Raw genomic sequence first — 25077 nt, forward strand, 5'->3', positions numbered from 1 at the left:
TTCGACTAGGTTAGAGTTTACCAAAATATATTAGAAATGGTATTAGCAGACGCTTGTTTTAACATTACACACTCCTCTTTTAAAGAAAACTTTGAGGATATTCTTAATGAATCTAAAAAATTAGGAGTCGGTCATTTCTTTTGCCCTGCAGCAGAGAAAAAAGATATTGATAAAGTTATTAAATTTTCTTCTATTTACAAAGAAATTAGCTGTGGTATTGGAATACATCCACATCATGCTAATGAATTAGATGCCGAGTTATTAATGAAACTAGAAACTTTAATCAATCAGGAGGATATAACAGCAATTGGTGAAATAGGCCTAGATTACTACAGGGATTTTCAGCAAAAAATTACCCAACAAGAATCATTCGAGGAGCAGTTAAAATTAGCCTCTGATCATAAAATGCCTGTTTTCCTTCATAACAGGGAGGCATTTAAAGACTTCTACAGCATATTAAAGAAATATTTTTCTAATTTACCTGGTGGCATTGTTCATTGTTTTACAGGCAGTAAAAGCGAATTAGTATCTTTCTTAGATTTAGGACTGTACATTGGAATCACTGGATGGGTTTGCGATGAACGCAGAGGAGCAGACTTAAATTCATTATTAAAATTTATTCCTAAAGATAGATTAATTATTGAAACCGATGCTCCTTATCTGATACCAAGAAATTTAAAATCTAAAACAAAACATAACATCAATACGCCTATGAATCTGCCTCATATTGCGGAACATATTGCTAATGTTCGTGGTGAAAATGTTATTGAAATGGCTGAATATACTACTGAAAATTTTAAGAATTTATTTACTTTGTAAGTCTAAGATTCTTGGTAATAGATATATTGAAAGGAACATTGCAAAGAAGATAGCTATTCCAGAGAAAACCCCAAATAATATCGTTGGATTAAAGTTTGAAAAAAGGAAAACAAGAAAGCCCATAATTATTGTAGACCCAGTTATAAGAATTGCCCTGCCTGCGGAGAGAAGTGTTTTCTTTTCATCATTCTCTTTTAAATACCTCCAAGCAAAATGTATTGCATAATCTACTGACATTCCAACACATATTGATGCAATAGTTATTGTCATAATATCTAAAGGGATGTTTAAAATACTCATTGACGACATAACCACACCAACTGAAATAGAAGGTATAAACATGACTGAAAAACCTACCAACAGAGATCTAAAAAGAAAAGAAACCATCAAGAAGATTGAAACCAAGACAAAACTTAGTGTTTTTATTTGTGAAGAAAAAAGACTTTGAAGCAAATTGTTATACAAAACACCTAAACCGGTAATCTGATAATCAATTTCAGTACCTTCAAAATTCTTTTGAAGAATTTCATCTATTGAATTGATTAGTTCGTTTCTATTCAGATTTGGACTTGAATCTATAGTTCTTGCAAAAATTTTAGTGCTTTTCTCTGTTTCATCAATAAATGTCTCTAAAACTTTTTGAGCTCTCTCGCTATCTAATAATGAATTTCTTACAAAGGCTAATTCTAAATCTCCAAGAGGCTGATTATTATTTAAATTTTGTGCAAGCTCAATGCCATTTGCAATGCTCAAAACCTTACCCAGTTCATCAATTTTAGAAACTTCATTTTGAACCTTTTGAAGTTTGTCCATATTGTCTTTTTTCCACCAGTATTTTGCGGTTTCTGAGTTCTCACTAAAAAAGAGATCCTCTTCATCAACTTCTTCTATTGCCTCAGGCAAAGAAAGAATAATATCAAAAGGAGTTGTACCACCAAGATTTTTATCAATCGTCTCCATTCCCTTATATATTTCAGTTTCTTTGTTGAAATAATCGATAAATTTATTTTCTACTTTTAAATTAGTTGGTAGATAAATTATCAATGGTATAAAAATCAGCAAAAATGGGATCCAGGCTTTTTTAATAAATCCTTTGCTTTGCACATAACCATTGTTGTATACGAAATCTGCAATATTTTTTTGTGTAATACTTTTTATATTTTTAAGCTCTAGTGCCAATGGTATAAATAAAAATGAGCTCAAAAGATTTAAAAGCACTCCTACACTCATCATTTTTCCAAAATCAATTACCGGCTTGATATCACTCAAGATTAAGGAGGCAAAACCTACTATTGTAGTTAATGCTGTAAAAAGACATGGCATGAAAATATCTGATAAAGATTTGCTAGTGGAAATGTTTTTATCTACATCTGTTTGTACTTTAGCAAGTATATGAATTGAAATTGCAATAGATGTTATGAGCAACAAAGCTAAAAAATTTGATGAAACTATACTTATTGGCCAATCCATTAACCCCATTACCCCAATACTTATAAACATAACTATCAATGCATTTAAAAGTATTATGGTTACAGGCCAAAAATCTCTAAATATTAAATAAAGAAAAATAAAGAAAACTAAAATAGTAATAGTTCCAAAAGTAATGACATCATTTTTAATAAAGTTAATCGTGTCAAAAACTATCATTGATGGTCCTGCAAGATTTATATTGAAATTTTTAAATGTCTCAATCTCTGATCTTATATCGATAACTGTTTGGTCATAATTATCTTTTCCATCGAGATTAATTTGAAACGCAAGTGTTTTGCCGTCTTTACTTATTACTAGTTCACTAAAAATAGGACTATCTATTAATTCTTGTTTAGCTAGAGAAAGGTTTAACTCGTCTTCGAGCAAATACTTATCATTAGATGCTGATTTGATTAGTGATAATTTAGGTTGTTCAAGTATTGGAGCATCAAAAACTGAAACAACACTATCAACTCCCTCAATTACTTGAATTTTGTCTCTGAGATTTTGCAGATTTTGCAAATTATCAAGAGTAAAAATTTCATTTGAAGACTGTATTGCAAGTATTAAAAAATCAGATGAGCCAAAATCATCGTTGGTTTGTTCGTATATTTGATAATCAACATCGTTATCAAGAATCAAAGTCTCTGAAGAAGCATCGAATCTGAAATTATTAATACCTAGAGAACTGCAAAATATAGCAAGCAAAATTATTGCCGAATAAAAAAATTTTCTGTCCTTTATAGAATTAAAGTAATTTGAAACTAATTTTTTGAACATGGTGGAGAAGCTGCAAATTCATTTGATTCATCCCATTCTGACTTTGTCTTCGCAATAATAGATATTGCATGAATTGTTTTTACTACTTCAGGAATTTTTGAATATACATGCTTATGTCTTTGAACTAAGCTTTCATCAACAAAATCATCTGAAACAATTATTATTTTTATATGTGATAAATCTCCAGAATAATTTGAATGATTTGGGCTTTCGTTGATTACTTCACAATGATTAAGCTTGAAGCCCTCTTCAAGCATATTTTTAATATCGTCAATCGTCATCTTTTTTTCTTAACCCAGAAGTTCTATTTTTTCTAAAAAATGGAATGTCTCTCTCCTCCACCTCTTCAAAATCAGCATATATTCTAGCTTTAGTTCCTCTAAAAAAATACTTAATTGCAATATACCCAAATACAAAACCGCCAATATGAGCAAAATAAGCGACCCCATCTGAACTTGATCCTGTTGCATTTATAAGTTGAGTTATTATCCAGAAGCCTATCACTATGCTTGCTGGAACCTTGATCGTTTGAATGAAGATTATGAACCACATAAATACATTGATTCTTGCCTTTGGATATAGAACAAAATAAGCACCCATAATTCCTGCGATACATCCACTTGCTCCAATCATTGGTACGTCTAGACCTCTAGAAAATATTGCTTGAAAAAATGCTGCAGCTATTCCTCCCAAGAAGTAAAAAATAATATATTTAGTTCTTCCTAAATAATTTTCGATATTGTCTCCGTATATATGAAGAACAAGCATATTGAACGCAAAATGCATGAAACCTCCATGTAAAAATGCAGATGTAAAAATGGTATGTAAATTTACTAATTCAAAAAAAGCTGAAGGCCTTACTCCAAATGAATCTATAAGCAATTGATTTGACTGTGGCGATAAAAGCATTTGAAAAATAAATACTATTAAATTGATACCGATTAAGGCCCAAGTTACCACAGGCTTTCTTACTGTTGGGTTTTCGTCAGAAAATGGTAAAAAAACAAACATCTACTTAATAGAAACTAGTGACTCAATAAATTGATCGGTTGATACATCCCATGTATATTTTTTTGCTGATTTAACTACCTTTGTTCTATCAACTTTTAAAGCTCTCTCCACAGCCATACTTAAATCCTTTTTATCTAATGAACCATTCTCACCTTCAATAACAATATCTTTTGGTCCTGTAACATCGAATCCAGCAATTGGAGTTCCACAAGCAAGAGCTTCAATTAAAACAATGCCAAATGTATCTGTCTTCGAAGGAAAAACAAAACATGCTGCATCCCTGTAAATATTTGCGAGTTCTTTGCCTTTTTTGTAACCAAGAAAATCAACCTCTTTGTATTTCCTTTTAAATTTATTCAACATCGGGCCTCCACCTACTACTACTTTTTTAAGACTTGTTTCCATCTTTAAAAATTCTTCGATATTTTTTTCTATTGCAACTCTCCCGACATATAAAAGGTAGTTTCCTTTTCCCCCTTTTTTATCTGGATAAAATACCTCTTCATCAAACCCTCTAGACCAAAGCACTAAATCATTAAAACCATCTTTTTTTAATTCTTTCATATGACTTTTAGTATTAACCAAAGTATTAATAGCTGAATTATGGAACCATTTTAAAAGGCCCTTTGTAACATCAAGTCCAATATTAAATCTCTCATACACATACTCAGGAAATTTGGTATGAATTGCAGAACTGTAGGGAATTTTATGCTCTAGACAATAATGCCTTCCAGTTAAACCCAAAGGCCCTTCAACAGAAATATGAATATAATCAGGATCGGATTTCTGTATTTTTTTCTTTAGGTCCCAAAAGTTCCATGCAACAGATATTTCTGGATAATTAGGCAAAGGAAAGGTATGAAATAATCCTGGATGTATAACATCTACCTTGTATCCTCTCTCTTTGAGTTTTTTAACAATGGTAGTCATAGTGACAACAACTCCATTCACTTGTGGTTCCCAAGCGTCAGTGATTATCAAAATTTTACTCATGTGTGTAAACAACTTCTCCGTTTATTATTGTCATAACAACTTTAGTATCAAGAATATCCATATTATCAATGGTCAAAATATTTTTATCAAAAACACTAAAGTCCGCATATTTTCCTACTTCAATTGTGCCTAAATCTTCTTCCTGAAATATTGCATAAGCAGGCCATTTTGTAAAAATATCTAATGCTTCTTCTCTGCTTAGCGCTTGTTGTAGATTCCAACCCTCGTCATGGAATCCTGTTAAATCTTTTCTTGTAACTGCCGCATAATATTCTTGCAAAGGGTCTCCAAATTCAACTGGAGCATCAGAGCCGCCTACAATTACAACTCCTTTTTCAATAAAACTTTTCCATGCATATGCATAATCTAACCTTTCTAAACCAAGCCTATCTTTTGCAAAATGAAGATCTCCAATAGCATGTGATGGCTGCATAGATGCAATGACATTATATTTTTTAAATCGTTGCTGATCCTTTTCAGTGACATTTTGAGCGTGCTCAATTCTCCATCTCAAATCTTTATTTGTGTCCTCAAGAAATTCCTCATAAAGATCTAATGTCATACTATTCCCTCTATCTCCAATTGCATGTATTTGAATTTGACAGTCACGTTCGTAAAGGTTTTTTAGTAACTGCCTAACTTCATTTTGGTCATAGATAATCAAACCTTTAGAATCTTTATCTTCATAATTTTCAAATAAAGCAGCTCCTCTTGAACCGATTGCACCATCTGCATATATCTTTATGCTCCTTCTGCCCTTAATGCAATGTTCATAATCTTCTTGATTAAGAGAAAAATGAATTTTTAAATCTAAATCTAAATTTTCAAAGATTCTGATTTTCTCAACGAATAGGGAGTCAGCGTCATGCATTCCTGTCCAGCCTCTTTGTTGATAAATTTTGGCTCCTAATGCGAAAGCATTTTTTTCATCCTCTATTGTTTGAGCCGGTATTAGCTGTTGTACAAGATTCTTAGCAGTATCGATTAATATTCCATTTGCCCTTCCATCGCTAAGTCTCTCTATTTCTCCTCCTGATGGATTTTTTGTAACTAAATCAATATTTGAAAGAGTTAATGCTTTTGAATTCACTAAAAATGCGTGACCATCTGCTCTCTCAAGAATTATAGGTATGTCTGAATTGATTTCATCTAGATCAAAACGCGTAGGAAAAGTTTTATCGCTCCAATTTTTTTCTATCCATCCCTCTCCAAAAATTATCTGCATGTTTTGATTTGTGTCGTTATAAACTTTAACTCTTTGAAGCATCTCCTCTTTACTTGAGGTGTTAGAGAGGTCTAATTTGAGCTGTCTATAACCTACACCTTTCAAATGAGCATGAGCATCTACAAACCCTGGAAAAACATACCCTTTTTTGAGGTCAACCTTTTCCTCTTTACATATTTTAAATTCATCTAGCTCACCAATATAATTGATTCTTTGGTCTTTAATAGAGATAGCTTTATTTTCAATACTTCTTGTTGCTTCTACAAAGATGTTTCCATTAAAAAGTATTTTTTCTCCACAAATATTTTTTGAAAATAATGGCATGCATAGATTAATCATTATTATGATTAAAAGATTTTTATTCATAGTTTGTTAATTAATACAGATTTTGCTTTACTGAAACTTTTTAGTTCAAAGCTCCCATCTCGATCTTCTGTGATGGCTGTACACGCTTCAATCCAATCACCAGTATTAAAATAGATGTAATCAGAATTTTGTTTTATTTGTGGTAAATGAGTATGTCCACACAACAAACCTTTATACTTTTCTTTCTTGCACAATCTTTGTACGTTCAATTGAAAATTACTGGCTTTATTGACAGTTTTTTTTGTTAAACTTTTCAGTTTTTTTGAAAGGGGGCGGTTTAATTTTAATAAGATTTCATAAAGAACACCTCCAAATTTAGAGAGCCACTTTATGTTTGAGGTAACTACATCAAACTGATCGCCATGGATTATGAGAATTCTTCCCTGTGTTTGGGATTCATGTATATGAGAATCAACAACTTTAAACGTATTTGCTTTATCAAGTATTTTTTTAAATCTTTTATCAGTCTCTATAAATTTATTTGCATCTTTTTTGCTTCTTAAGGGATCGTCATGATTCCCAGTAATGTAAAATACATCAGTTCCACTATCTTTTATCTCTTTTAATTTATCTAAAACCTTTTGATGTTCTTTCGGCCAATAAAAGTTATCTTTCATAGCCCAAAAATCAATGATATCTCCCACAAGAAAGAGCTTTTTACAATTTAATTTATTTAAAAATTCATATAATTTTTCAGCTTTACAGCCTAAAAAGCCAAGATGTACGTCAGATATAAAAACTGAATTGTATTGATTATTTTTATCCATGTATCATTATTTTAATCTATGTCATTAAAACAAAAAGAACTTATTAATATTTGGGTATTCAAAGATGGAAAGAAAGGACATGAAAAGCAAATTGATGCCCTAGTAGATGAGCTGAGAAAATCAAATAAAATATCACTTCTGACAGTTGATTGTCATGAAAGTAACCTTGTTTCAAGCTTCTTCTCCTACATAAAAGGTGTCCCCTCCAAAGAAATTGATGAGGCAACTGATAACTGGGTCATGGAAGGATTTGATATTACTTCAGGGATGACACCATTTGGCAACTATCCTGACTTATTAATTGGTGCTGGATCTAAAACTCATTATCAATTACTGCTGGCAAAAAAACTTTTTCCAAATTCCAAAAGTATTGTTTTAATGAAGCCTTCTCTGAAACCTACTCAACTCTTTGATATTGCAGTTGTTCCACATTTAGATAGGTTTTATTTGAGAACCCCAGAAAATGTCATTACAACAAAGGGGGTATTATCGAAATATTCGGCAGAGAAGACAAAAAAGAAGACAGGTCTTATTATAATCGGCGGCAAAAGTAGGCATTATCATTTTAGACCCAAGGTTTTAATGAAGCAGATTGAATGGATTTTAAACGACCTATATAACGATTATCAATGGAAAATAACCACTTCTCCAAGATCACCAGATCTTAAAATGCCTAAACATCCGGGTAATGCTGAATTTTTTAACTGGAAAGATACCTCTGATGAATGGTTAACTACAGAGATTAAAAAAAGTGAAATAACTTTTCTTACACCAGAAAGTGTTTCAATTTTGTATGAAGCACTTTCAACTAATTCAAATGTATACGTATTTCATCATGAGCTGCATAGGGACCATGGAACAGAGGGGGCCCCTTTGAGAAAAACTAAGGTAACAAAAAATATAGAGTTGCTCAAAAAAAGTAAGGATATTGGATTTATAGATACCAAAAGGTATCTTTTTTCTAGAGATATAAAATCAGCTAACATTTGCCACCCAAAAAAAAATAAACCTTTATCTGAAGTAAAAGATGTAGTTAATAAGCTATTTAAAATCTTATGAAAGTGTTACATATTTTTTCAAGTAAAGCTTTTGCAGGACTGGAAAGGCATGTTGAAGAGCTATCTTTTGAACAAGCCAAAAATAATAATGTGTTGGTCGTAGGGCCAAAGAGATTTAAGAAAAAATTTAGGGCAAATTATCATTCCCTAGATAATCTAGGATATAGATTTAGTCCGTTTAAATCCTCAAAACTAGAAGAAATTTTTCTAAATTACATACCCGATGTTGTTAATACACATGGAACAAAACCTGCAATGCTTTTAAAAAAATTTAAAAATAGGGATTTTAAATGGGTAGCTACAGTGCATAACAATAAAAAGAATGTATATGCCTATGAAAAGGCAGATAGTGTAATAGCTGTGAGCAAATTGGCAGTCACTAATTTTAATAAGCAGCACAAAAATATTTACCATGAATTAAATTGGGTAGACGAAACAAGATTTCCGAAATACACCAAAAAAAATGGCGAGTACTTTTGTTTTATTGGAAGACTCGAGCCACAAAAAAATCTTGAGACTTTAATAAAAATTTGGAAATTTGTTGAAGAAAAATTAGTAATTGTTGGTGAAGGCTCTCAAGAGGAAGGATTAAAAAATCTTGTTGCAGATTTGGATATTGCTAAAAAAATAAAATTTATTCCTTATACAGATAATATAGGGAATATTTTATGCCACTCTAAAGGACAAATTTTTTGCTCTTTAAAAGAGGGTTCACCAAAATCTTTTTTTGAGTCCCTTTATTGCGAGGTTCCAGTAATTGCTACTCCAGTAGGTGCATTTCCTGAGCTCTTGGATAATGAATTTATTTCTACAGATTTATCTTATGATTCAATCAAGAAGGTTATTGTTCATTGGACGGCAAGGCCAAAAGAACTTCTAAAAAAACAAAAAGATTTGATTAGCAGCATAAAGAAAAATCACATCATTAAAAAAGCATCTGAAAGAATTTTAAAAATTTATGAATCTTAGCTTTTTCCAAGAGCTTCAAGATAGAAATCAACAGTCTTTTGATGCATCAACTCTGAGGTTAAAAATACCTCTTTAGGTTTATTATTCCCTGTAATAATTGATTTAGTCTTTTCCGTTAACTGTTCAAAATCGTTAAATTCTACCTGCCCCTCTTCATAAAAAAGCTTTAAGACCTCACCTACACCACCCCTATTCCAACCACATATTTTTTTACCCATCATTGCTGCTTCTAGAAGCGTTCTTCCAAAAGGTTCGGGAGTTGATGATAGGTTCATTACAAGTGCTGAAAGTGAATAGATTTCTCGAATATCGTCCTTTGCATTGTAGAAACAAACTCTATTTTCTAAATTATAATCTCTTATAAGGTTTAGAAGTTTTTTGTAATATTTCTTTTTTGCATCTTCATATGGCCCAACTATAAGACCAGAAAAATTATCAGGTAGGTTAGATATTAGCTTGATGAATGATTCCTGGCCTTTCCATGATGATAATCTACCTGGAAATGCAATAATTTCTTTATCTGCGAGTTTAGGGAATTGTGAAAAAAACTTTTCCTGATATTGTTCAGTTAACTGAAATTGTTTAGTGAAATAATCTTGATCAGATCCACGATAAATTAATCTTGGTTCAGTATTCAGGTGGTTTTTATAGTTTTCTAAGATATATTCGTTAACTGTTTTAGAAATTGCAATAACGTAATCAAAACTAGCCATTATCCTGCTGTAAAAGGGTGTGCTATAGAGACCGTGAAATGTTGAAAAGAAAATTGGTCTTGGATTTTTAATAAATAGCTTCGAGAGTTGAGTGACCCATGCAGGAATTCTAGATCTAACGTGCACAATATCAGGAGAAATTTCATTAATAACATCTGCTAATTTTTTTGCTTGAAGCAAAGTTAGAAAACTCTTTTTAGAAACCTGCATATGAATATGACTGCCTCCGTCATTAATAAGGTTTTTTACTTGCCTGCCTCCATTAGAAATTACATATGATTCATGACCTCTACCAATAAGATATTTATTAAAATCTAGAACGCCCCTTTCTACTCCACCTGTATTTAAAGTTGGAAGAATTTGAATAATCTTTAACTTACGCATCAAGTGAATTTACCCTGATACGACCGTATCTTGTTTCTTCAAAATTAACATCAATTTTTTTTAAAGTCTTATTCACAATAGAAATCATTTTTTCAGAATTTCCACATATGATGATAAGGGGTAATTCGTTCTGATTACTAAGCACAAAATCCTCTACATAAATTTCAACATCTGCATGCTTTACTCCGTGAAGGTCTAGATGCAAGATTTGTTGCTCGTACCTAATTGACATTAATTCTTATATATTTTGATTACTTCAGAAGATGCATCTTTGTATGCTCTTGCCATCGCTGGAGTATTAAATGCAAAAGCGTAATTTCCTTTGTTGTCCATAACAATAACCCCTCCATCTGCACCAATTTCTTTTAACTGATTCATTACCTCAGTTGAAGCCTGTTGAATAGATTTATTTTGATAACGTGCTTTTACACAAATTTCTTTGGCAACACTAAATCTTATAAAGTATTCTCCGTGTCCAGTTGCCGAGACGCCACAAGAATTATTTTCTACCCAAGTTCCAGCACCAATTATTGGCGAGTCCCCAACTCTCCCAGGCGCTTTGTTAGTCATTCCTCCTGTAGATGTACCGGCTGTTATTACTCTATTTTTATCTATTGCTACAACCCCAACTGTTCCTTTTTTATTTTCTTGTGCTTTTTTTAAGGACTTTAATCTATCTGGGTTTGCAAAATAACTTTGTTCAACTTGTTCGATGTTATTATCTCTTGCTAATTTTTCTGCTCCACTACTAGTAAACATTACATGAGGTGTTTCTTCCATAACATGCCTTGCTAAAGAAATTGGATTTTTTACATTAGTGACTGAAGAAACCGCACCTGCTTCATTATCTTTTCCAGTCATTATGGAAGCGTCCATTTCCTGCCTTTCTTCAGATGTATAAACTGAGCCTCTTCCAGCATTAAAAAGAGGATTATCTTCTAAAATTATTATTGCGGCTTCAACTGCATCTACACTGCTGCCACCATTCTCTAAAATATCAAAACCCTTATCTGCTGCCATTTTAAGGCCTTTTTTTAGATCTTTAATTTCATCAGGAGACATATTTGAAAACCAGCCTGCTCCTCCATGTATGACAATTGCAGGAGATTCAGCAAAGAGTGAAAGCGAGATTATTAGTGGAAGAAATACTTCAATTAATTTTTTCATAATAAGCAATGTAGTCTACTATTAATTTTTTCATATCGGGGCATGATTTGCGAGAATTACAATACATTGTTGAATTCGGTGTTCCAGGCCAATTGCCACCCACTGCAACGTTAATTAATAGATAAAACTCCTCAAGAAATGGATTGGGCTCAAGATTTTCAACTTCATTAAAATTAACTTTAAATACCAATTGATCATTAAGTAACCATTCAAAATATTCATCTTCCCAAATCAAAGATATCTTATTGTGATCAATCGGATTTGATAGCTTTGTTAATTGGTTTAAAAAAGTAGTTTTGGATATTTGCCTATGATAGTCATGCCCATAATGAATTGTGGTAACGAGCTCATCTGATTTTTCATTAATTGTTTCAACAATGTCAATTTCTCCACTTCTAGGCCAATTTCCATAAACTGATTTCTCAGGCATCATCCAAAGAGCTGGCCATACACCTGTTATTTCAGGTACAGAAAAACTTATATCAACTCTTCCGTATTTAAATTTTCTTTTATTTTGTGAATTTATTCTTGCACTTTCATAGCCTGTTCCATCGGAGCTAGTGTTATATGTTGGGATTATGAATAAACAGCCAGCGTTAAGATAAATATTTTCAGCACTATCTGTATACCTTTGTAATTCATTATTACCCCAGCCTGGAACTCCATAATTTTGCCCATCTCCATACATAAAATTCCAATTAGATTGATTCAAACCTACATCATCAAAATTTTCTTGCCAGATTAAATTGTAATTTTCATATAAATGCGGTTGTTTTGATGGGCAATAATCAATGTTTTCAGCAACAGGTGCAGGTTGAATTACTCCTGGAATAATTGAGTTGGAAAATTTGCTACTACCGACATTACAGCCAAATAAAAAAGTAGTTATTAAAATCAAAGAAATTTTATTGCTAATATTCAAGATAAAGTCCTTTTTTACTGAGTTTTAATTAATTGTAAACAATTTGACATAAACATAATTTTAGTTATATTTACCTTATCAATTCAAATCATATTGAGGGGATTATGAAATTTACAAAAAATTTACTTATGTTGCTTATGCTTTCAGCATTTGCTTTACCTGTTATAGCCCAAGATTCAGAAGATGAAGATGAGGGCCTTGAAATTGTTATTACTACCGCTCAGAAAGTTGAGAAAGATGTCATGGACACACCTGTTCCAGTGACGGTTTTTACTCAAGATAAACTTACCGAGTATGGGATAAATAATTATATCGACCTTTCTCAGATGGTTCCGATGTTAGAGATTACTGATTCCAATAACCATGGTGCACCAGTTATTACCATGAGAGGAGTTAGATCTAATAATGTTACAGAACTTGGAGATCCAGCTGTTGGTGTACATGTGGATGGTGTCTACGTATCTAGAATGCAAGGTGCTATGGCTCTACTATTCGATCTCGAAAGAGCGGAGGTTTTAAGAGGACCACAGGGTACTCTCTATGGAAGAAACTCAACAGTAGGTACGTTCAATGTTGTGACTGCAAAGCCTAACTTTGAAGTTCAAGGTGGATCAGTAACCATCGATGCAGGAAGAATGGATGCTCAAGCATTAAGAATGCATTACAACCTTCCAATCACAGATAATTTTGCGATAAGGCTTGCTTACATGGAAGAGAAAAAAGATTCTTTCATTACAACATATCTAGATGCTTCACAGATGGATCACAGATTTATGAAATTTGCTGGAGTTGATTTAAGTGAATTTAGTCAAATAGGCGGAGATTACAACAACAGACATATGTCTGACCATCACTGGTATAACGGATTTGACGGATGGCAACAAAGACCACTTTCAAAAGTACAAATGGATCCAGCTGATTCATACAATAACGTAGATCAAAATGCATTTAGATTGAGTGCACTTTACGACATGGGTGGAGAAAGAAGTTTGAACGTCCAATTTGAGCAATATGAAAACCAAAATGCTCACTGGACAGAAACACCAGCTTGCGAATTGATGAGAGGAAGACCTACGGTTAATTACGAGTCATGGAACTGGGGCGGTTTTGATATAACCGACTGTGATACTGGTTTTGGTGGAGGAAATGCATACAAAGCATATGTAAACACTCCCGGAATGCTAGATGTTGTCCTTACCTCAACAAGAGCTATCTACAAAGCTCCGATTGGGGACTTTGATTTAGTTGCGAAATACGGTTATCAGCATCTTGAAGAAGAAGCTCATTTTGATACAGATATGGGTCATGGTAACTGGGATGGTAACTGGAATATTGATGATTTTGTGGCAAAAGCCAAGGTTTTTGACGTTGAATTAAGATCATCTAAAGACGAGAAGCTGCAGTGGGTACTTGGTTACTTCATGAACTTAGAAAATAACAATATGGAAGCACACTTCAACGGACTTGAAGGTTCTGATGTATTTATTCAGCCAGATAGACAGCTTGATGCAACTGCAATGTATGGCCAAGCAACATACCAGCTTGATGAAAGAATGTTTCTAACAGTTGGTGCTAGATATTCAGAAGAAGAAAAAACTGATGTTGGTGGTAGAAACTTTAGATGTATGTTCTGGGCTAATGGATGTGCAGCAAACCCGTATGATGGCGCAAGATCTAGAGATGCTGCTTGGACAAGACTTGGATATACACCATGGAAGAATGGTGGAGAATTCTTAGTTGAAGGAGTTAACTGTACAGGTGGTTATGGATGTCTTCAAGAAGTTCTCATTAATGATACATCAGCAGAGTTTGATAATCTTGACTATAGAGTAGGACTTGATTTTGATTTAGATGATAACACCCTTCTCTATGCATATTATGCAACTGGTTTTAAATCTGGTTCAATACAAGACGTATATAGAAGAGGAAATAATACTCTTCATCCAGAGGGACCAGGTTCATATGCTGATACTTCGTATGATAACGAGTACATAGACACATTTGAGTTTGGTTTTAAAAGAAGAGTTGGAAAAGATCTTAACTTATCTTTTAACGCATATTTCTCACAATATGATGGAAAACAAGAATCAGGGAACGTTCCTGTTGATGTTATTTCAGCAATGGGTGTAGATACAACAATTGGGTCGCCTACTTTTGGACAAATGGTACAACAAGATCAAGTTGTTACTAGGTGGTCAAGCCAAAACTTTGGTGAACAAGAATTCTATGGTTCAGAGTTTGAATTCAACTGGAATCCATACGAAGGTGGGAATATCAATGGTTATATTGCAACAATGAATACCAAAGTTACTGAAAGTTTTGTGACTCAGGTTAGATATGCAATAGGATTTGCACATGGCAGACCTGATTATGGTAGTGCTGTTGCTCCAGAACCAGAGAATAATATTGATCTTCTTGGCAATGAGGCTCCTTATGCTCCTCAGTTCCAAACAACTATTCGATATGAGCACACATTTAATACTCCAGTAGGTAAAATCAAACCACAGGTCCAATATCACTATGAAACTTCAGCTTACTTATCTATCTACAACATAGATAAGCATGTTGATGATGAAGGTGGTTATGGTACATACGGCTGTACAAACTTTGCTGCAGCAGATGGCTGCGCGTACGACTTTATAGATTTACCTGGGTATTGGGCACAGCCAGCAGAATACTTATCAGATCTAAGACCTGCATTTGAAACATTCAACTTGTTGCTTACTTTTGAACCTGCAGAGGGAAGCTGGTATGCACAAGCTTATAGCTACAATGCTATGGACGAGAGAATTCCATATCACAGAGCTTGGGAAGGTGCAGTTCCTAGAGGAGGATATAGCGGTCCAGCTCAATATGGTATTAGATTTGGATACTTTTGGTAAAAACTAGATTTTGCTAAACTAAAAAGGAGGGGCAACCCTCCTTTTTTTTATGAATACACCTGATATAAGCGATTTATATTATTCACTTCCCGTAATTTTGGACTTCAATGCTTATGGGAAAAAAGATTTGGTTTACGGAAAGATTGAAACAGTTAGTTGCTTAAATGATAACAGCAAAGTTAGAGAGGTTTTGTCTACTGATGGTTCTAATAGGGTCTTAATAGTAGATGGGCATGCATCAAAGGAAGTTGCCTTAATGGGTGATAAAGTTGCAGGCATAGCAAAAGAAAACAAGTGGGAGGCTATAGTAATTAACGGATATATACGAGATGTTGAGCATCTGCATAATATTGATTTAGGTATTTATGCCTTAGGAACCTCACCCAAAAAAAGTAACAAAGAAAATAAGGGAGAAATAGCAGTTGATATCCAAGTGCAAGGTGTGGACATTAAACCTGGTTATTGGGCTTATATAGATCAGAATGGAATAATAATATCTCCACAAGAACTAAAAATTAACAGCTAAATTTTTTCTTTAGTGAATTTTTTGATAGAGAAATATTTTTAAAATCTATTGTTAAATCGGCAGGTCCAAATAAAATCATTGGTGAAATTGTCTTTGATAGATCCAACCCCTTATCAGTTAGACATTTCAATGGCACTGAATATCCATCAAAAGACTTAGATTTAACTAGCAATGAAGTAACATCAATTGACCCCATACATCCAAATCCACAAGTTGCAGCTAAAAATATAGCTCCTGAAGATTCGACTACCCTAGCATTAAAGTTTAAAAAACCTGATTGAAAATCCTTAAGTCCAACCACCTCAGTAGTTAAGATATGGAAACTATTTAAATTTCCATCTGCATTAAAAGTAACTCTTAAGGTATCATCCTGTTTATCTACATCTATAAAATCTATCTGCACTATGTCATTTTGAGTTGTATTATTTGTTGGGCTCAACTTAATTTGAGGAGAGTTATTTTCTTGGATAAAGCCCTCAAATGGATTATTAAATTTTCCTGAAAAAATCTCGACTAAATCACCATAATCATCTGATTTTTCAAAACTCTCATCTAAGGAAGCTAATGCTTTTGGTGATTTATATGTTAATCCATATCCATAATCAAATTCCGCATCACTTGCAGGATCATAAAAGGCAATGGTAGATTGATTAGGATCACTAGGCCAGCTAAATGGCAACTTGCCTTGAAAGTCATAATTAACCGAACCATCTTCATTAGCAACAAGAACATCTGTCATTCCTCGAGACTCAGTTCCTGGAAGCCAAGCGACAACAAATGCATCGGAGAGGTTTATAAATTCATTGGTCCACAAGGGTCTCCCGGTAAAGAAAATAGAAACAACTTTATTTCCATTCCTTTTCAGTCTTTTTAAAGTATTTAATGTTTTTGAATCTCGATAAAATAAATTCTTTCGATCACCAATACCTTCCGCATAAGGCTCCTCTCCATAAGCAACAATTACTAGGTCATAATTCTTATTTAAATCTAAATTAGATAATGAATTTTTGTGAGTTATTTCGAGATTTTCATACTCTTTCAATGCCTGCAGAAATGTAACAGAGCCCGGGAAGTCACTATTAGTATTGTTTGCTCCTTGCCAATCTAATGTCCAGCCTCCTGTTTGAATTTTTAATGAATCAGCAGAGTCACCAATAACAAGAATTTTTTGTTGGTCTTTCATTGGCAAGACTGCATTATTATTCTTTATTAATACAAGGGATTCTCTAACAGCTCTTCTGGCTATCTCTCTATTTTTTTGAAGCCCTACCTCAGAATATTTTGTCTGATTAGGTACCCTTCCCTCAAACATGCCTAACTGTTGCTTTACTGTTAATATTCTTTTAACAGCATCATCTAATCTTTCTATTGATATTTCGCCGTCTTTGACCTGTTTAACTGTATTTTTATATAATGCTTTCCAATTTTCTGGAACCATAAACATATCAACTCCAGCATTAAATGATTCAGGACAGCTTCCAGCATTACAACCAGGTACTTGCTGATGGCCATTCCAATCTCCAACAACGAATCCAGTGAAATTCATTTTTTCTTTTAGAACTTCTGTTAAAAGATATTTGTTTCCGTGAACCTTAGAGCCATTCCATGAGTTAAAACTAGCCATCACAACTCTTACACAAGAATTTAGAGAAGCGAAATAAGGCTCCCCATGAATTACTCGCATATTCTCTTCATTGGCTCTTGTGTCGCCCTGATCTATTCCTAAGTAGGTGCCACCATCGCCTAGGAAGTGTTTAGCTGTTCCCAATATTTTTGCATCATTCAGAAATTCCTTTTCTGTTCCTTGCAATCCTTCTATAAATGCACTTCCTAGTTTTGATACCAGAACAGGATCCTCAGAATAACCCTCATAAGTTCTGCCCCATCTAAAGTTTTGTGGAATTGTTACCGTAGGAGCAAATGTCCAAAATAATCCTGTTGCAAGAACTTCTTCAGCAACTGCTGCGCCAATGTCTTTAACAAGTTGAGGGTTTGCGGCGGCTCCAATACCAATATTATGTGGAAAAATTGTTGCCCCAAAAACATTACTATGACCATGTACTGCATCTGTTCCCCACAACACCGGAATAGATGCGCCTGTTCTTTTCGATTCTTCGTAGAATTCTTGAGCTAAAGATTTCCACTCTGCAGGAGATGCTCTAAGTTTACCTCTCGGTGAGGTGTTTCCACCATTAAGAACTGAACCTATAGGATAATCTCTTAAATCTGATGGTTTAATAAAATCTAAATCTGCCTGAATAACCTGACCTACTTTTTCCTCTATACTCATTTTTTTAATAAGGCTGTTAACGAAAGTTGGATCTGGCACAGGACAAACCTGCTCTCTTTCCCAATTTACTTCAGAATAAATCAGAGTGGAAAATATTAATGTAAGGCTAAATACTTTTTTCATTTTTACCAATAATAACCATAAATTCCTGACAATATTAATAAAATTGTTATAGAGCCATAATTGAATAGCTTGGAAGTTTTAAAATCTTTATAAGTGAGCTTAAATACCTTGGCATTATCTGATTTATCAGATAGTGCAAAACTGACAAGAAAGGCAATACCAAAAGAGATTGCCATTTGATGCATAAATGGTTCAATTAATGATTGGTCTGTTTGGGCGACGTATAACTTCATAATTACACCTACTACTAACGCTACTAATGAACCTGCCAAAACTGATTTTGAACTGGATTTCTTAAAAAAGATTGCTGACAGAAATACAAATAAAATTACAGGACTAAATAAACCCATATATTCTTGAACGTATTGAAATGCAGAATCTAAGCTTCCAAGAAAGATAGGCGCAACTATAATCGAGAGAATTAAACCAGATGTCCCTGCAAATCTTCCTACATTTACCAACTCAGTGTCTTTTACTTTAGTGTAGTTTTTATAAATATCCATTGTAAAAATAGTACTTAAACTATTGGTTAATGAAGCTAGAGAAGAAACAATTGCAGCTACAAGTGCAGCAAATGTGAGTCCTAAAATTCCATTTGGAAGTAATGAAAGCATTGATGGATAAGCTTTAGACCTATCTCCACCTAAAGATTCAATTACATTCCCCTCTAATGCAACTGCTATTAAACCTGGTAAAACTACAACTATTGGCATAAAAATCTTTAAGAATCCTGCAAACATCAAGCCTTTCTGTGCTTCATCTAAACTTTTTCCTCCTAAGGCTCTTTGAGTAATGTACTGATTTGTTCCCCAATAATAAAAATGAGCGATCCACATTCCTCCAATCAGGACCCAAACGCCCGGCAATTTAACATAATTACCATAAGCTACAGGATCAGTCTCTTTATCAACATAAGGAAGAATTGCATCAAACTTTTCTGGAAAATTACTTTGCAAAATGGTGAAACCTTCAATTACTCCATTGCCGTCAGATAATGCATTAAGACCTACGTACGATACAAAAAGACCTGCAAAAATGAGTAAACTTACCTGAATAACATCAGTGAATGCAACTGCTTTTAAACCTCCATATAGCGAATATGCTAAAGATAGGCCGCCTAGAAGGATCATTGAAAGAATAAGATCAAGTCCAGTTAAATTATTAACTGCTTTTGCACCAAGCCACAAAATAGTAGGAAGAATGACCATTACATACATTATTAACATCAATGTAGCTAATAAAGTACTTACATTCTTATCGTATCTTTGTGATAAAAGCTGAGGCATTGTGAACACTTTCTGTTTTAAATAAACAGGCAATAAGAATTTTCCTACAACAATCAATGCAACTGCAGCTGTCCATTCATAGGTTGCAATGGCAATTCCCATAGCATAGGCATCTCCATTCATTCCAATAATTTGATCTGCAGCTATGTTTGCAGCTATGAGCGAAGTTCCAATCGCCCACCAAGGTAGAGTTCTTCCTGCAAGAAAGTACTCTTCTGCAGTCTTTTTTTCACCCTTTTTTGAGAGAGATACATACGTTGCAATTGCAATTAAAACAACCGCATAAATGCCAACTATTAAATAATCTAAACTATTCATGAAACCTCCTAACAATTGAATAATTCAAGTTTCCATACAATGGAGTGTGTTCTTTTGTAATTAGGTTAATGGATGTATTTTCGAGAATATTTTTATGCTCATTAGAGGGATGAGAAACAAAGGAATTATTCATGAAATCATTTATGTCTAGTTCATTTATACTCCTCATTAAGCTACCTGCAATATATATTCCTCCATATGCAAGGAAAGTAAGTGCAAGATCAGAAAGTATCTTCCCAATAGCTTCATTAAATTTTATAAGAACAAAATTCGAATTTTTATCGCTATCAAATGATTTAACTATTTCCTCAGAAGTTAGTTTTTCTTTAGTTTTAGAAAAATAAATTTTTTCTAAACCTTTACCCGAAATAAAACTTTCTAAAACTTGAAATTCATCGATATCATCGAGCTCAAAATGATTTATTAAAAAATTATTGTAGAGCCGTGTGTTACCCAATTCTGTTGCAGATACATATGGATGGCCATTAATATATCTAAGTACTGAAAATCCCAGACCTGTGCCAGGGCCAATAGCTAGACAAGTTTGTTCGTTATCTATTTTGCCCCCTTTTATAACTTTTATATCTGAATCATCTAAAAGAGGCAAACAGTACCCTATTGATTCCCAATCATTTAAAAGAGAAAACATTTTTGTATTTGTATCTTTTTTTAATTCATCACTATCAAAAACTAGGTTGCGATTTGTCATTGTTATAGAGTTATTGGTTTTTGGTCCAGCTACAGACATCACGATCTCTGAGGACTTTGAATCTCTTACAATATTTCCTATTATTTCGTGTAGATGTTCATTCGAATCTATTTTTTGTTTTGAAATTTTATCTATGGATTTTAGCTCTTTATTGCCTAAACCAATTCTTAAATTAGTTCCACCAAGATCAAGTAAAAGAATATTTTCTGACAAAATTTGCTCCAAAATAAATTGTTGATTATATAAAAATTTTAGACTGCATAATAGAATGTAGTAAGGTAAATAAATGTCTTGGAAAAATAAAGTTATATATCAAATCTATCCAAGAAGCTTCATGGATTCCAATGGAAATGGCAAAGGTGATTTAAATGGAATTCAAAAAAAAATTGACTACATAAAACATCTAGGAGTTGATTATGTTTGGATATCACCTTTTTTCAAATCACCACAAAAAGATTTTGGATATGATGTTTCTGATTATCGCTTGGTAGATAATTTATTCGGATCAAATGATGATTTAAAACGATTAGTAGAAAAATTTCATGATGCTAATTTAAAAATGGTGATTGATCTGGTTATAAGTCATACATCTGATATGCATCCTTGGTTTATTGAAAGTCAGAAAACTAAAAAGAATAAATATACTGATTGGTATGTCTGGTCTGGAAAAGATAAAAACCATTTGCCTAATAATTGGCTATCTGTTTTTGGTGGGTCTTCTTGGAAATGGAATGAAAATAGAAAAATGTTCTTCCTTCATAACTTTTTAGATTCTCAACCAGACTTAAATTTTCATAATCCTGAAGTTCAAGAACAAATGTTAAAAGAAATAAAATTTTGGCTTGATTTTGGCATTGATGGTTTTAGGTTTGATGTAATTAATTTCATTTTCCATGATAAAGATCTCAGGGACAATCCCTTAAAAGATAAATCTGAAGTTAGGCCCTTAGGATTTAATAAAGATAATCCATATGGGCTTCAACATCATATATATGACAATACTCAAAAAGAAGTTCCAGCATATCTACAAAAAATAAGAATGCTTCTAGACAGATACGGAGCTATTTCTATTGGTGAAGTTGTATCAGATAAACCCTTTGAAACTATAGCTGCTTATACAAATGACGATCGACTACATATGGCATATTGCTTTGAATTTCTATCTGAAGAATTTGATTTAAATACAGTAGATGTAATTGCAGAAAAATTTTTCAAGGAAAATCCTAATTCTTGGCCATGCTGGGCCTTTAGCAATCATGACTCAAAAAGAATCACTACAAGATCTGGAAAAAATCCAAAAATTTTAATGGAAAAGCTTCTTAGCTTGAAGGGTAATATTTGCATCTATCAGGGAGAGGAACTTGGTCTTCCTGAAACAGAGGTAGGTTTTGAAGATTTGCAAGATCCATTTGGAAAGGCATTTTGGCCTGATTTTAAGGGAAGAGACGGATGTAGAACTCCAATGCCTTGGAATTCAAAGAAGAAAAATTATGGATTTAGTAAAGGTGAACCATGGCTTCCAATTGACAATAAATATAAAAATTTATGTGTCGATAAACAAGAAATTGATTCTGAATCAATGTTAAGTTTTACAAAAAAAATGATAAAGGAGCGAAATAAATAAAAGAATCGCTACCTAGCAAACTAGAATGTAAGTTGGGCCAGTCATTCTAGGTTGTATTTCTAGGCAGCGATAATTTGTTTATGGAATGTGTTTTGTATGTAGGTTGCAAGATCTTTCATTCTGTTCGAAAAACCCCATTCGTTATCGTACCAAGCTAATATTTTTGTTGAACTTCCTATTTTCTGAGTATGCTGTTTGTCATAAACGCATGAATGAGGGTTTCCTTTGAAATCTACACTTATAAGAGGAACGGAATTTACATCAACAATTCCTTTCATCTTTTGTTTTGAAGACTGTTCTATGATCTGATTCAATTCGTCAATTGTAAATTCTTTAGAAGTATTAAAAGTAAAATCTAGTAAAGAAACATTTGGAGTAGGCACTCTTATTGCAAGTCCATCCATTTTTCCTTGAAGCTCTGGAATAACCTCCCCAACAGCTGATGCCGCTCCAGTTTTTGTAGGAATTAATGATTCTGTAGCCGATCTAGCCCTAAATAAATCAACATGTGCAGTATCTAATAGCTTTTGGTCATTAGTATAAGAATGGATGGTATTAACTAAACCATTTTTAATTTTGAAGTTGTCGTTAACAATTTTAGCGATAGGTGCAAGACAATTTGTTGTGCATGAAGCGTTAGATATAATTTTATGATTTGAATTCAGACTTGAATGATTTACTCCAAATACAACTGTTTTGTCTACATTGGAACCTGGAGCAGATATTATTACCCTTTCAGCACCCGCCCTAAGATGTGCTTGTGCTGATTCTTTTGAAGTGAACAAGCCTGTACACTCAAAGACTAAGTCCACACCTAATTCTTTCCATGGTAGATTTTCAGGATTTTTTTCAGAAAAACATTTTATTTCAAATTTATTAACAAAAATAGATGAGTCATTGTGAGAAACTTCATCATTTAAAGTCCCATGTATGCTGTCATATTTTAATAAATGAGAATTTGTTGCTGTTTTAGCTAAATCATTAATTGCAATAATTTGTAATGGGCCATTATTATTTTCGATGTATGTTCTAAGAATATTTCTTCCAATTCTCCCAAATCCATTTAAAGCAATTTTCATTTATTTTTATATCTGATTTTTACCAAAAAACTACTTTTTTTTGTTAAATCAACAAAAGTGTAAACTTTTTAATGGTTTAATCAATTTTTTTTGCAAATTTAATAAGTAATTTATATAAAACTGAAATATTTTTTTATATTTACAATTGCATCTATAATTTCTGAATGTCTATTTGGTTTAAAGAATACAAAATTGAAGATATACAGATCCCTCCAGTAGGTATTGATGAACTTTTAGAAATTGAAATTATTGAACTTGGTAATGATTTTATTAAAACAAAGATGCCAGTAAATTCAAAGACTAAACAACCTCTAGGTCTTTTGCATGGTGGGGCCTCCTGTGTGCTTGCCGAGAGCACTGCTAGTATTGCTGCATTTCTTGTTGTGGACCCTAAGAAAAAAACTGTTGTTGGACTAAATTTGCTTGCCAATCATTTAAAGAGTGTAAAAGAAGGGTATGTTTATGCTACTGCTAAACCAAAGCATATAGGCAGGAGTACATCTGTATGGGATGTTCAGATTACAAACGAAGAAAAACATCTTATTTCACAAATAAGTTTTACTGCAATGCATAAGGATAATTAGAATGAAAAAAATCAAAATTTTTCTTTTACTATTTTTTTCAACACTAGGTTTCTGCGACTATCCAAAATCAATACTTTTTATAGGTAATAGCTATCTATATTATAACGATAGCATGCATAACCATGTCGAAGAATTGATGGAAGATTATTTTAAGGGTCAGGAAATAGTCACTAAAAGCGCAACTATTGGCGGATCTCGACTAGAAAATCATAATATTGATCACTTGCTAAAACCCAAAAATTTACAACGTAAAGAACAAGTAGATATGGTAATTATGCAAGGTGGAAGTGGTGAAGTGATTGATGAAACCTCAAGAAAAAAGTTTATAAAAACTGCAGTTAAATATAGTAAAAAAGCAAGAAAAAAAGGTGTTATTCCAGCTTTATATATGACTCATGCTTATACAGAAAATGATGATAGATATGAACCAAATCTAATTGAAAAAATAAAGATGACATATTATGAAGCAGGCAGAAAAAGTAATGCATTAGTTATTCCAGTTGGTATTGCATATGAAATCGCATATTCACAAAAACCAGATATAAAATTACATCATCCAGATGGCAGTCACCCTGGAATGTTAGGCACATACTTAGGTGCATGTGTAATTTTTGCATTTATAACAAGCCAATCCCCTGTTGGTCTTGATTATGACTACTTAAATCGTATTACAGATAAAGATAAATTATTTTTACAAGAAATTGCTTGGCAGACATACCTTGAATTTAATTAGTGTTTCAATAGAATAAAGGCATGACAGAACTTATAGTTAATATAAGCAAAAGGATAAGCAAAGTTGACAGTCTTGGCCTAACAGTTGTTTACACAATCGGACATATATTTATTGCCACCATTTGTGTTTATTTTATTACAGGTGCCCCTTTAAACCTTGCAGCGGCTGATGCATTTATTGAACCCATAATAAATGGAGTTTGGTTTTACTTCCTGCACTCTACCTGGAAGAGATTCAACAAGAAAAATTAATTGAATTAATTATCAATTTAACGCTATT

At 33.0% G+C, this 25077-nt stretch carries 23 protein-coding genes; 9 read left to right on the top strand and 14 right to left on the bottom strand.

Annotated elements, in window-relative coordinates:
- Positions 1–36: 36 nt before the first annotated feature.
- On the top strand, positions 37–819 hold the full coding sequence (locus M9B42_03230; GenBank protein ID URQ63799.1) for a YchF/TatD family DNA exonuclease: 783 nt from the start codon (positions 37–39) through the stop codon (positions 817–819).
- Here the strand turns inward: M9B42_03230 and M9B42_03235 are convergent.
- Genes M9B42_03235 through M9B42_03260 form a run of 6 tightly spaced genes read right to left on the bottom strand, consistent with a single transcriptional unit; the run spans position 805 to position 7431 of the window.
- A complete protein-coding gene (locus M9B42_03235; GenBank protein ID URQ63800.1) occupies positions 805–3069 on the bottom strand; it encodes an MMPL family transporter in 2265 nt (754 codons plus the stop codon). The two genes, M9B42_03230 and M9B42_03235, sit on opposite strands and share 15 nt — an antisense overlap.
- Entirely contained in the window at positions 3054–3350 is a 297-nt protein-coding gene (locus M9B42_03240; GenBank protein ID URQ63801.1) for a BolA/IbaG family iron-sulfur metabolism protein, read from the bottom strand. Before M9B42_03240 ends, M9B42_03235 begins: the two co-directional genes overlap by 16 nt.
- Positions 3340–4080 carry a rhomboid family intramembrane serine protease gene (locus M9B42_03245; GenBank protein URQ63802.1) on the bottom strand — a complete coding sequence of 247 codons (741 nt, stop codon included), beginning with the start codon at positions 4078–4080 and terminating at the stop codon, positions 3340–3342. Before M9B42_03245 ends, M9B42_03240 begins: the two co-directional genes overlap by 11 nt.
- Positions 4081–5073, bottom strand: a complete 993-nt coding sequence (locus M9B42_03250) for a glycosyltransferase family 1 protein (GenBank protein URQ63803.1) — start codon at positions 5071–5073, stop codon at positions 4081–4083.
- Positions 5066–6664, bottom strand: a complete 1599-nt coding sequence (locus tag M9B42_03255) for an amidohydrolase (protein ID URQ63804.1) — start codon at positions 6662–6664, stop codon at positions 5066–5068. The genes M9B42_03250 and M9B42_03255 overlap by 8 nt, the downstream gene beginning before the upstream one ends.
- Entirely contained in the window at positions 6661–7431 is a 771-nt protein-coding gene (locus M9B42_03260) for a UDP-2,3-diacylglucosamine diphosphatase (GenBank protein ID URQ63805.1), read from the bottom strand. Before M9B42_03260 ends, M9B42_03255 begins: the two co-directional genes overlap by 4 nt.
- 18 nt (positions 7432–7449) lie before the next feature.
- Here M9B42_03260 and M9B42_03265 point away from each other — a divergent pair, with 18 nt between their 5' ends.
- A complete protein-coding gene (locus M9B42_03265) occupies positions 7450–8490 on the top strand; it encodes a mitochondrial fission ELM1 family protein (protein URQ63806.1) in 1041 nt (346 codons plus the stop codon).
- Entirely contained in the window at positions 8487–9458 is a 972-nt protein-coding gene (locus M9B42_03270; protein URQ63807.1) for a glycosyltransferase, read from the top strand. The genes M9B42_03265 and M9B42_03270 overlap by 4 nt, the downstream gene beginning before the upstream one ends.
- Here M9B42_03270 and M9B42_03275 read toward each other — a convergent pair.
- The 4 genes from M9B42_03275 to M9B42_03290 are packed head-to-tail and all read right to left on the bottom strand — an operon-like array spanning position 9455 to position 12620.
- A complete protein-coding gene (locus M9B42_03275; protein URQ63808.1) occupies positions 9455–10555 on the bottom strand; it encodes a glycosyltransferase in 1101 nt (366 codons plus the stop codon). The two genes, M9B42_03270 and M9B42_03275, sit on opposite strands and share 4 nt — an antisense overlap.
- The gene (locus M9B42_03280) at positions 10548–10787 is read right to left on the bottom strand and encodes a hypothetical protein (GenBank protein URQ63809.1); all 240 of its coding nucleotides are present in this window, start codon (positions 10785–10787) and stop codon (positions 10548–10550) included. Before M9B42_03280 ends, M9B42_03275 begins: the two co-directional genes overlap by 8 nt.
- Positions 10787–11722 carry an isoaspartyl peptidase/L-asparaginase gene (locus tag M9B42_03285; GenBank protein URQ63810.1) on the bottom strand — a complete coding sequence of 312 codons (936 nt, stop codon included), beginning with the start codon at positions 11720–11722 and terminating at the stop codon, positions 10787–10789. The genes M9B42_03280 and M9B42_03285 overlap by 1 nt, the downstream gene beginning before the upstream one ends.
- The gene (locus M9B42_03290) at positions 11706–12620 is read right to left on the bottom strand and encodes a glycoside hydrolase family 16 protein (GenBank protein ID URQ63811.1); all 915 of its coding nucleotides are present in this window, start codon (positions 12618–12620) and stop codon (positions 11706–11708) included. The genes M9B42_03285 and M9B42_03290 overlap by 17 nt, the downstream gene beginning before the upstream one ends.
- Positions 12621–12748: 128 nt before the next feature.
- Between M9B42_03290 and M9B42_03295 the strand changes: the two genes are divergently transcribed.
- Positions 12749–15526 carry a TonB-dependent receptor gene (locus M9B42_03295; protein ID URQ63812.1) on the top strand — a complete coding sequence of 926 codons (2778 nt, stop codon included), beginning with the start codon at positions 12749–12751 and terminating at the stop codon, positions 15524–15526.
- A gap of 49 nt (positions 15527–15575) precedes the next feature.
- Positions 15576–16052: a ribonuclease E activity regulator RraA gene (rraA, locus tag M9B42_03300; GenBank protein URQ63813.1), complete on the top strand. Its 477-nt coding sequence runs from the start codon at positions 15576–15578 to the stop codon at positions 16050–16052.
- On the opposite strand, the gene M9B42_03305 is transcribed toward rraA, so the two are convergent.
- Genes M9B42_03305 through M9B42_03315 form a run of 3 tightly spaced genes read right to left on the bottom strand, consistent with a single transcriptional unit; the run spans position 16042 to position 20991 of the window.
- Positions 16042–18465, bottom strand: coding sequence for an exo 1,3/1,4-beta-D-glucan glucohydrolase (locus tag M9B42_03305; GenBank protein ID URQ63814.1), 2424 nt, complete (start codon positions 18463–18465; stop codon positions 16042–16044). The genes rraA and M9B42_03305 overlap by 11 nt on opposite strands.
- Positions 18466–18467: 2 nt before the next feature.
- On the bottom strand, positions 18468–20069 hold the full coding sequence (locus tag M9B42_03310; GenBank protein URQ63815.1) for a sodium/solute symporter: 1602 nt from the start codon (positions 20067–20069) through the stop codon (positions 18468–18470).
- Positions 20062–20991, bottom strand: a complete 930-nt coding sequence (locus tag M9B42_03315; GenBank protein URQ63816.1) for an ROK family protein — start codon at positions 20989–20991, stop codon at positions 20062–20064. The genes M9B42_03310 and M9B42_03315 overlap by 8 nt, the downstream gene beginning before the upstream one ends.
- 73 nt (positions 20992–21064) lie before the next feature.
- On the opposite strand from M9B42_03315, the gene M9B42_03320 reads away from it, so the two are divergent.
- A complete protein-coding gene (locus M9B42_03320) occupies positions 21065–22402 on the top strand; it encodes an alpha-amylase family glycosyl hydrolase (GenBank protein URQ63817.1) in 1338 nt (445 codons plus the stop codon).
- Between the two features lie 59 nt (positions 22403–22461).
- Here M9B42_03320 and gap read toward each other — a convergent pair whose 3' ends face one another.
- The gene (gene gap / locus M9B42_03325) at positions 22462–23481 is read right to left on the bottom strand and encodes a type I glyceraldehyde-3-phosphate dehydrogenase (GenBank protein URQ63818.1); all 1020 of its coding nucleotides are present in this window, start codon (positions 23479–23481) and stop codon (positions 22462–22464) included.
- 164 nt (positions 23482–23645) lie between these two features.
- Here gap and M9B42_03330 point away from each other — a divergent pair, with 164 nt between their 5' ends.
- The 3 genes from M9B42_03330 to M9B42_03340 are packed head-to-tail and all read left to right on the top strand — an operon-like array spanning position 23646 to position 25049.
- On the top strand, positions 23646–24065 hold the full coding sequence (locus M9B42_03330) for a hotdog fold thioesterase (GenBank protein URQ63819.1): 420 nt from the start codon (positions 23646–23648) through the stop codon (positions 24063–24065).
- A 1-nt stretch (position 24066) separates the two neighbouring features.
- The gene (locus M9B42_03335) at positions 24067–24798 is read left to right on the top strand and encodes a hypothetical protein (protein ID URQ63820.1); all 732 of its coding nucleotides are present in this window, start codon (positions 24067–24069) and stop codon (positions 24796–24798) included.
- Between the two features lie 20 nt (positions 24799–24818).
- On the top strand, positions 24819–25049 hold the full coding sequence (locus tag M9B42_03340) for a DUF2061 domain-containing protein (GenBank protein URQ63821.1): 231 nt from the start codon (positions 24819–24821) through the stop codon (positions 25047–25049).
- Positions 25050–25077 lie beyond the last annotated feature (28 nt).

The sequence above is a fragment of the SAR86 cluster bacterium genome (assembly GCA_023703535.1).
Classification (GTDB): Bacteria; Pseudomonadota; Gammaproteobacteria; order Magnimaribacterales; family TMED112; genus TMED112.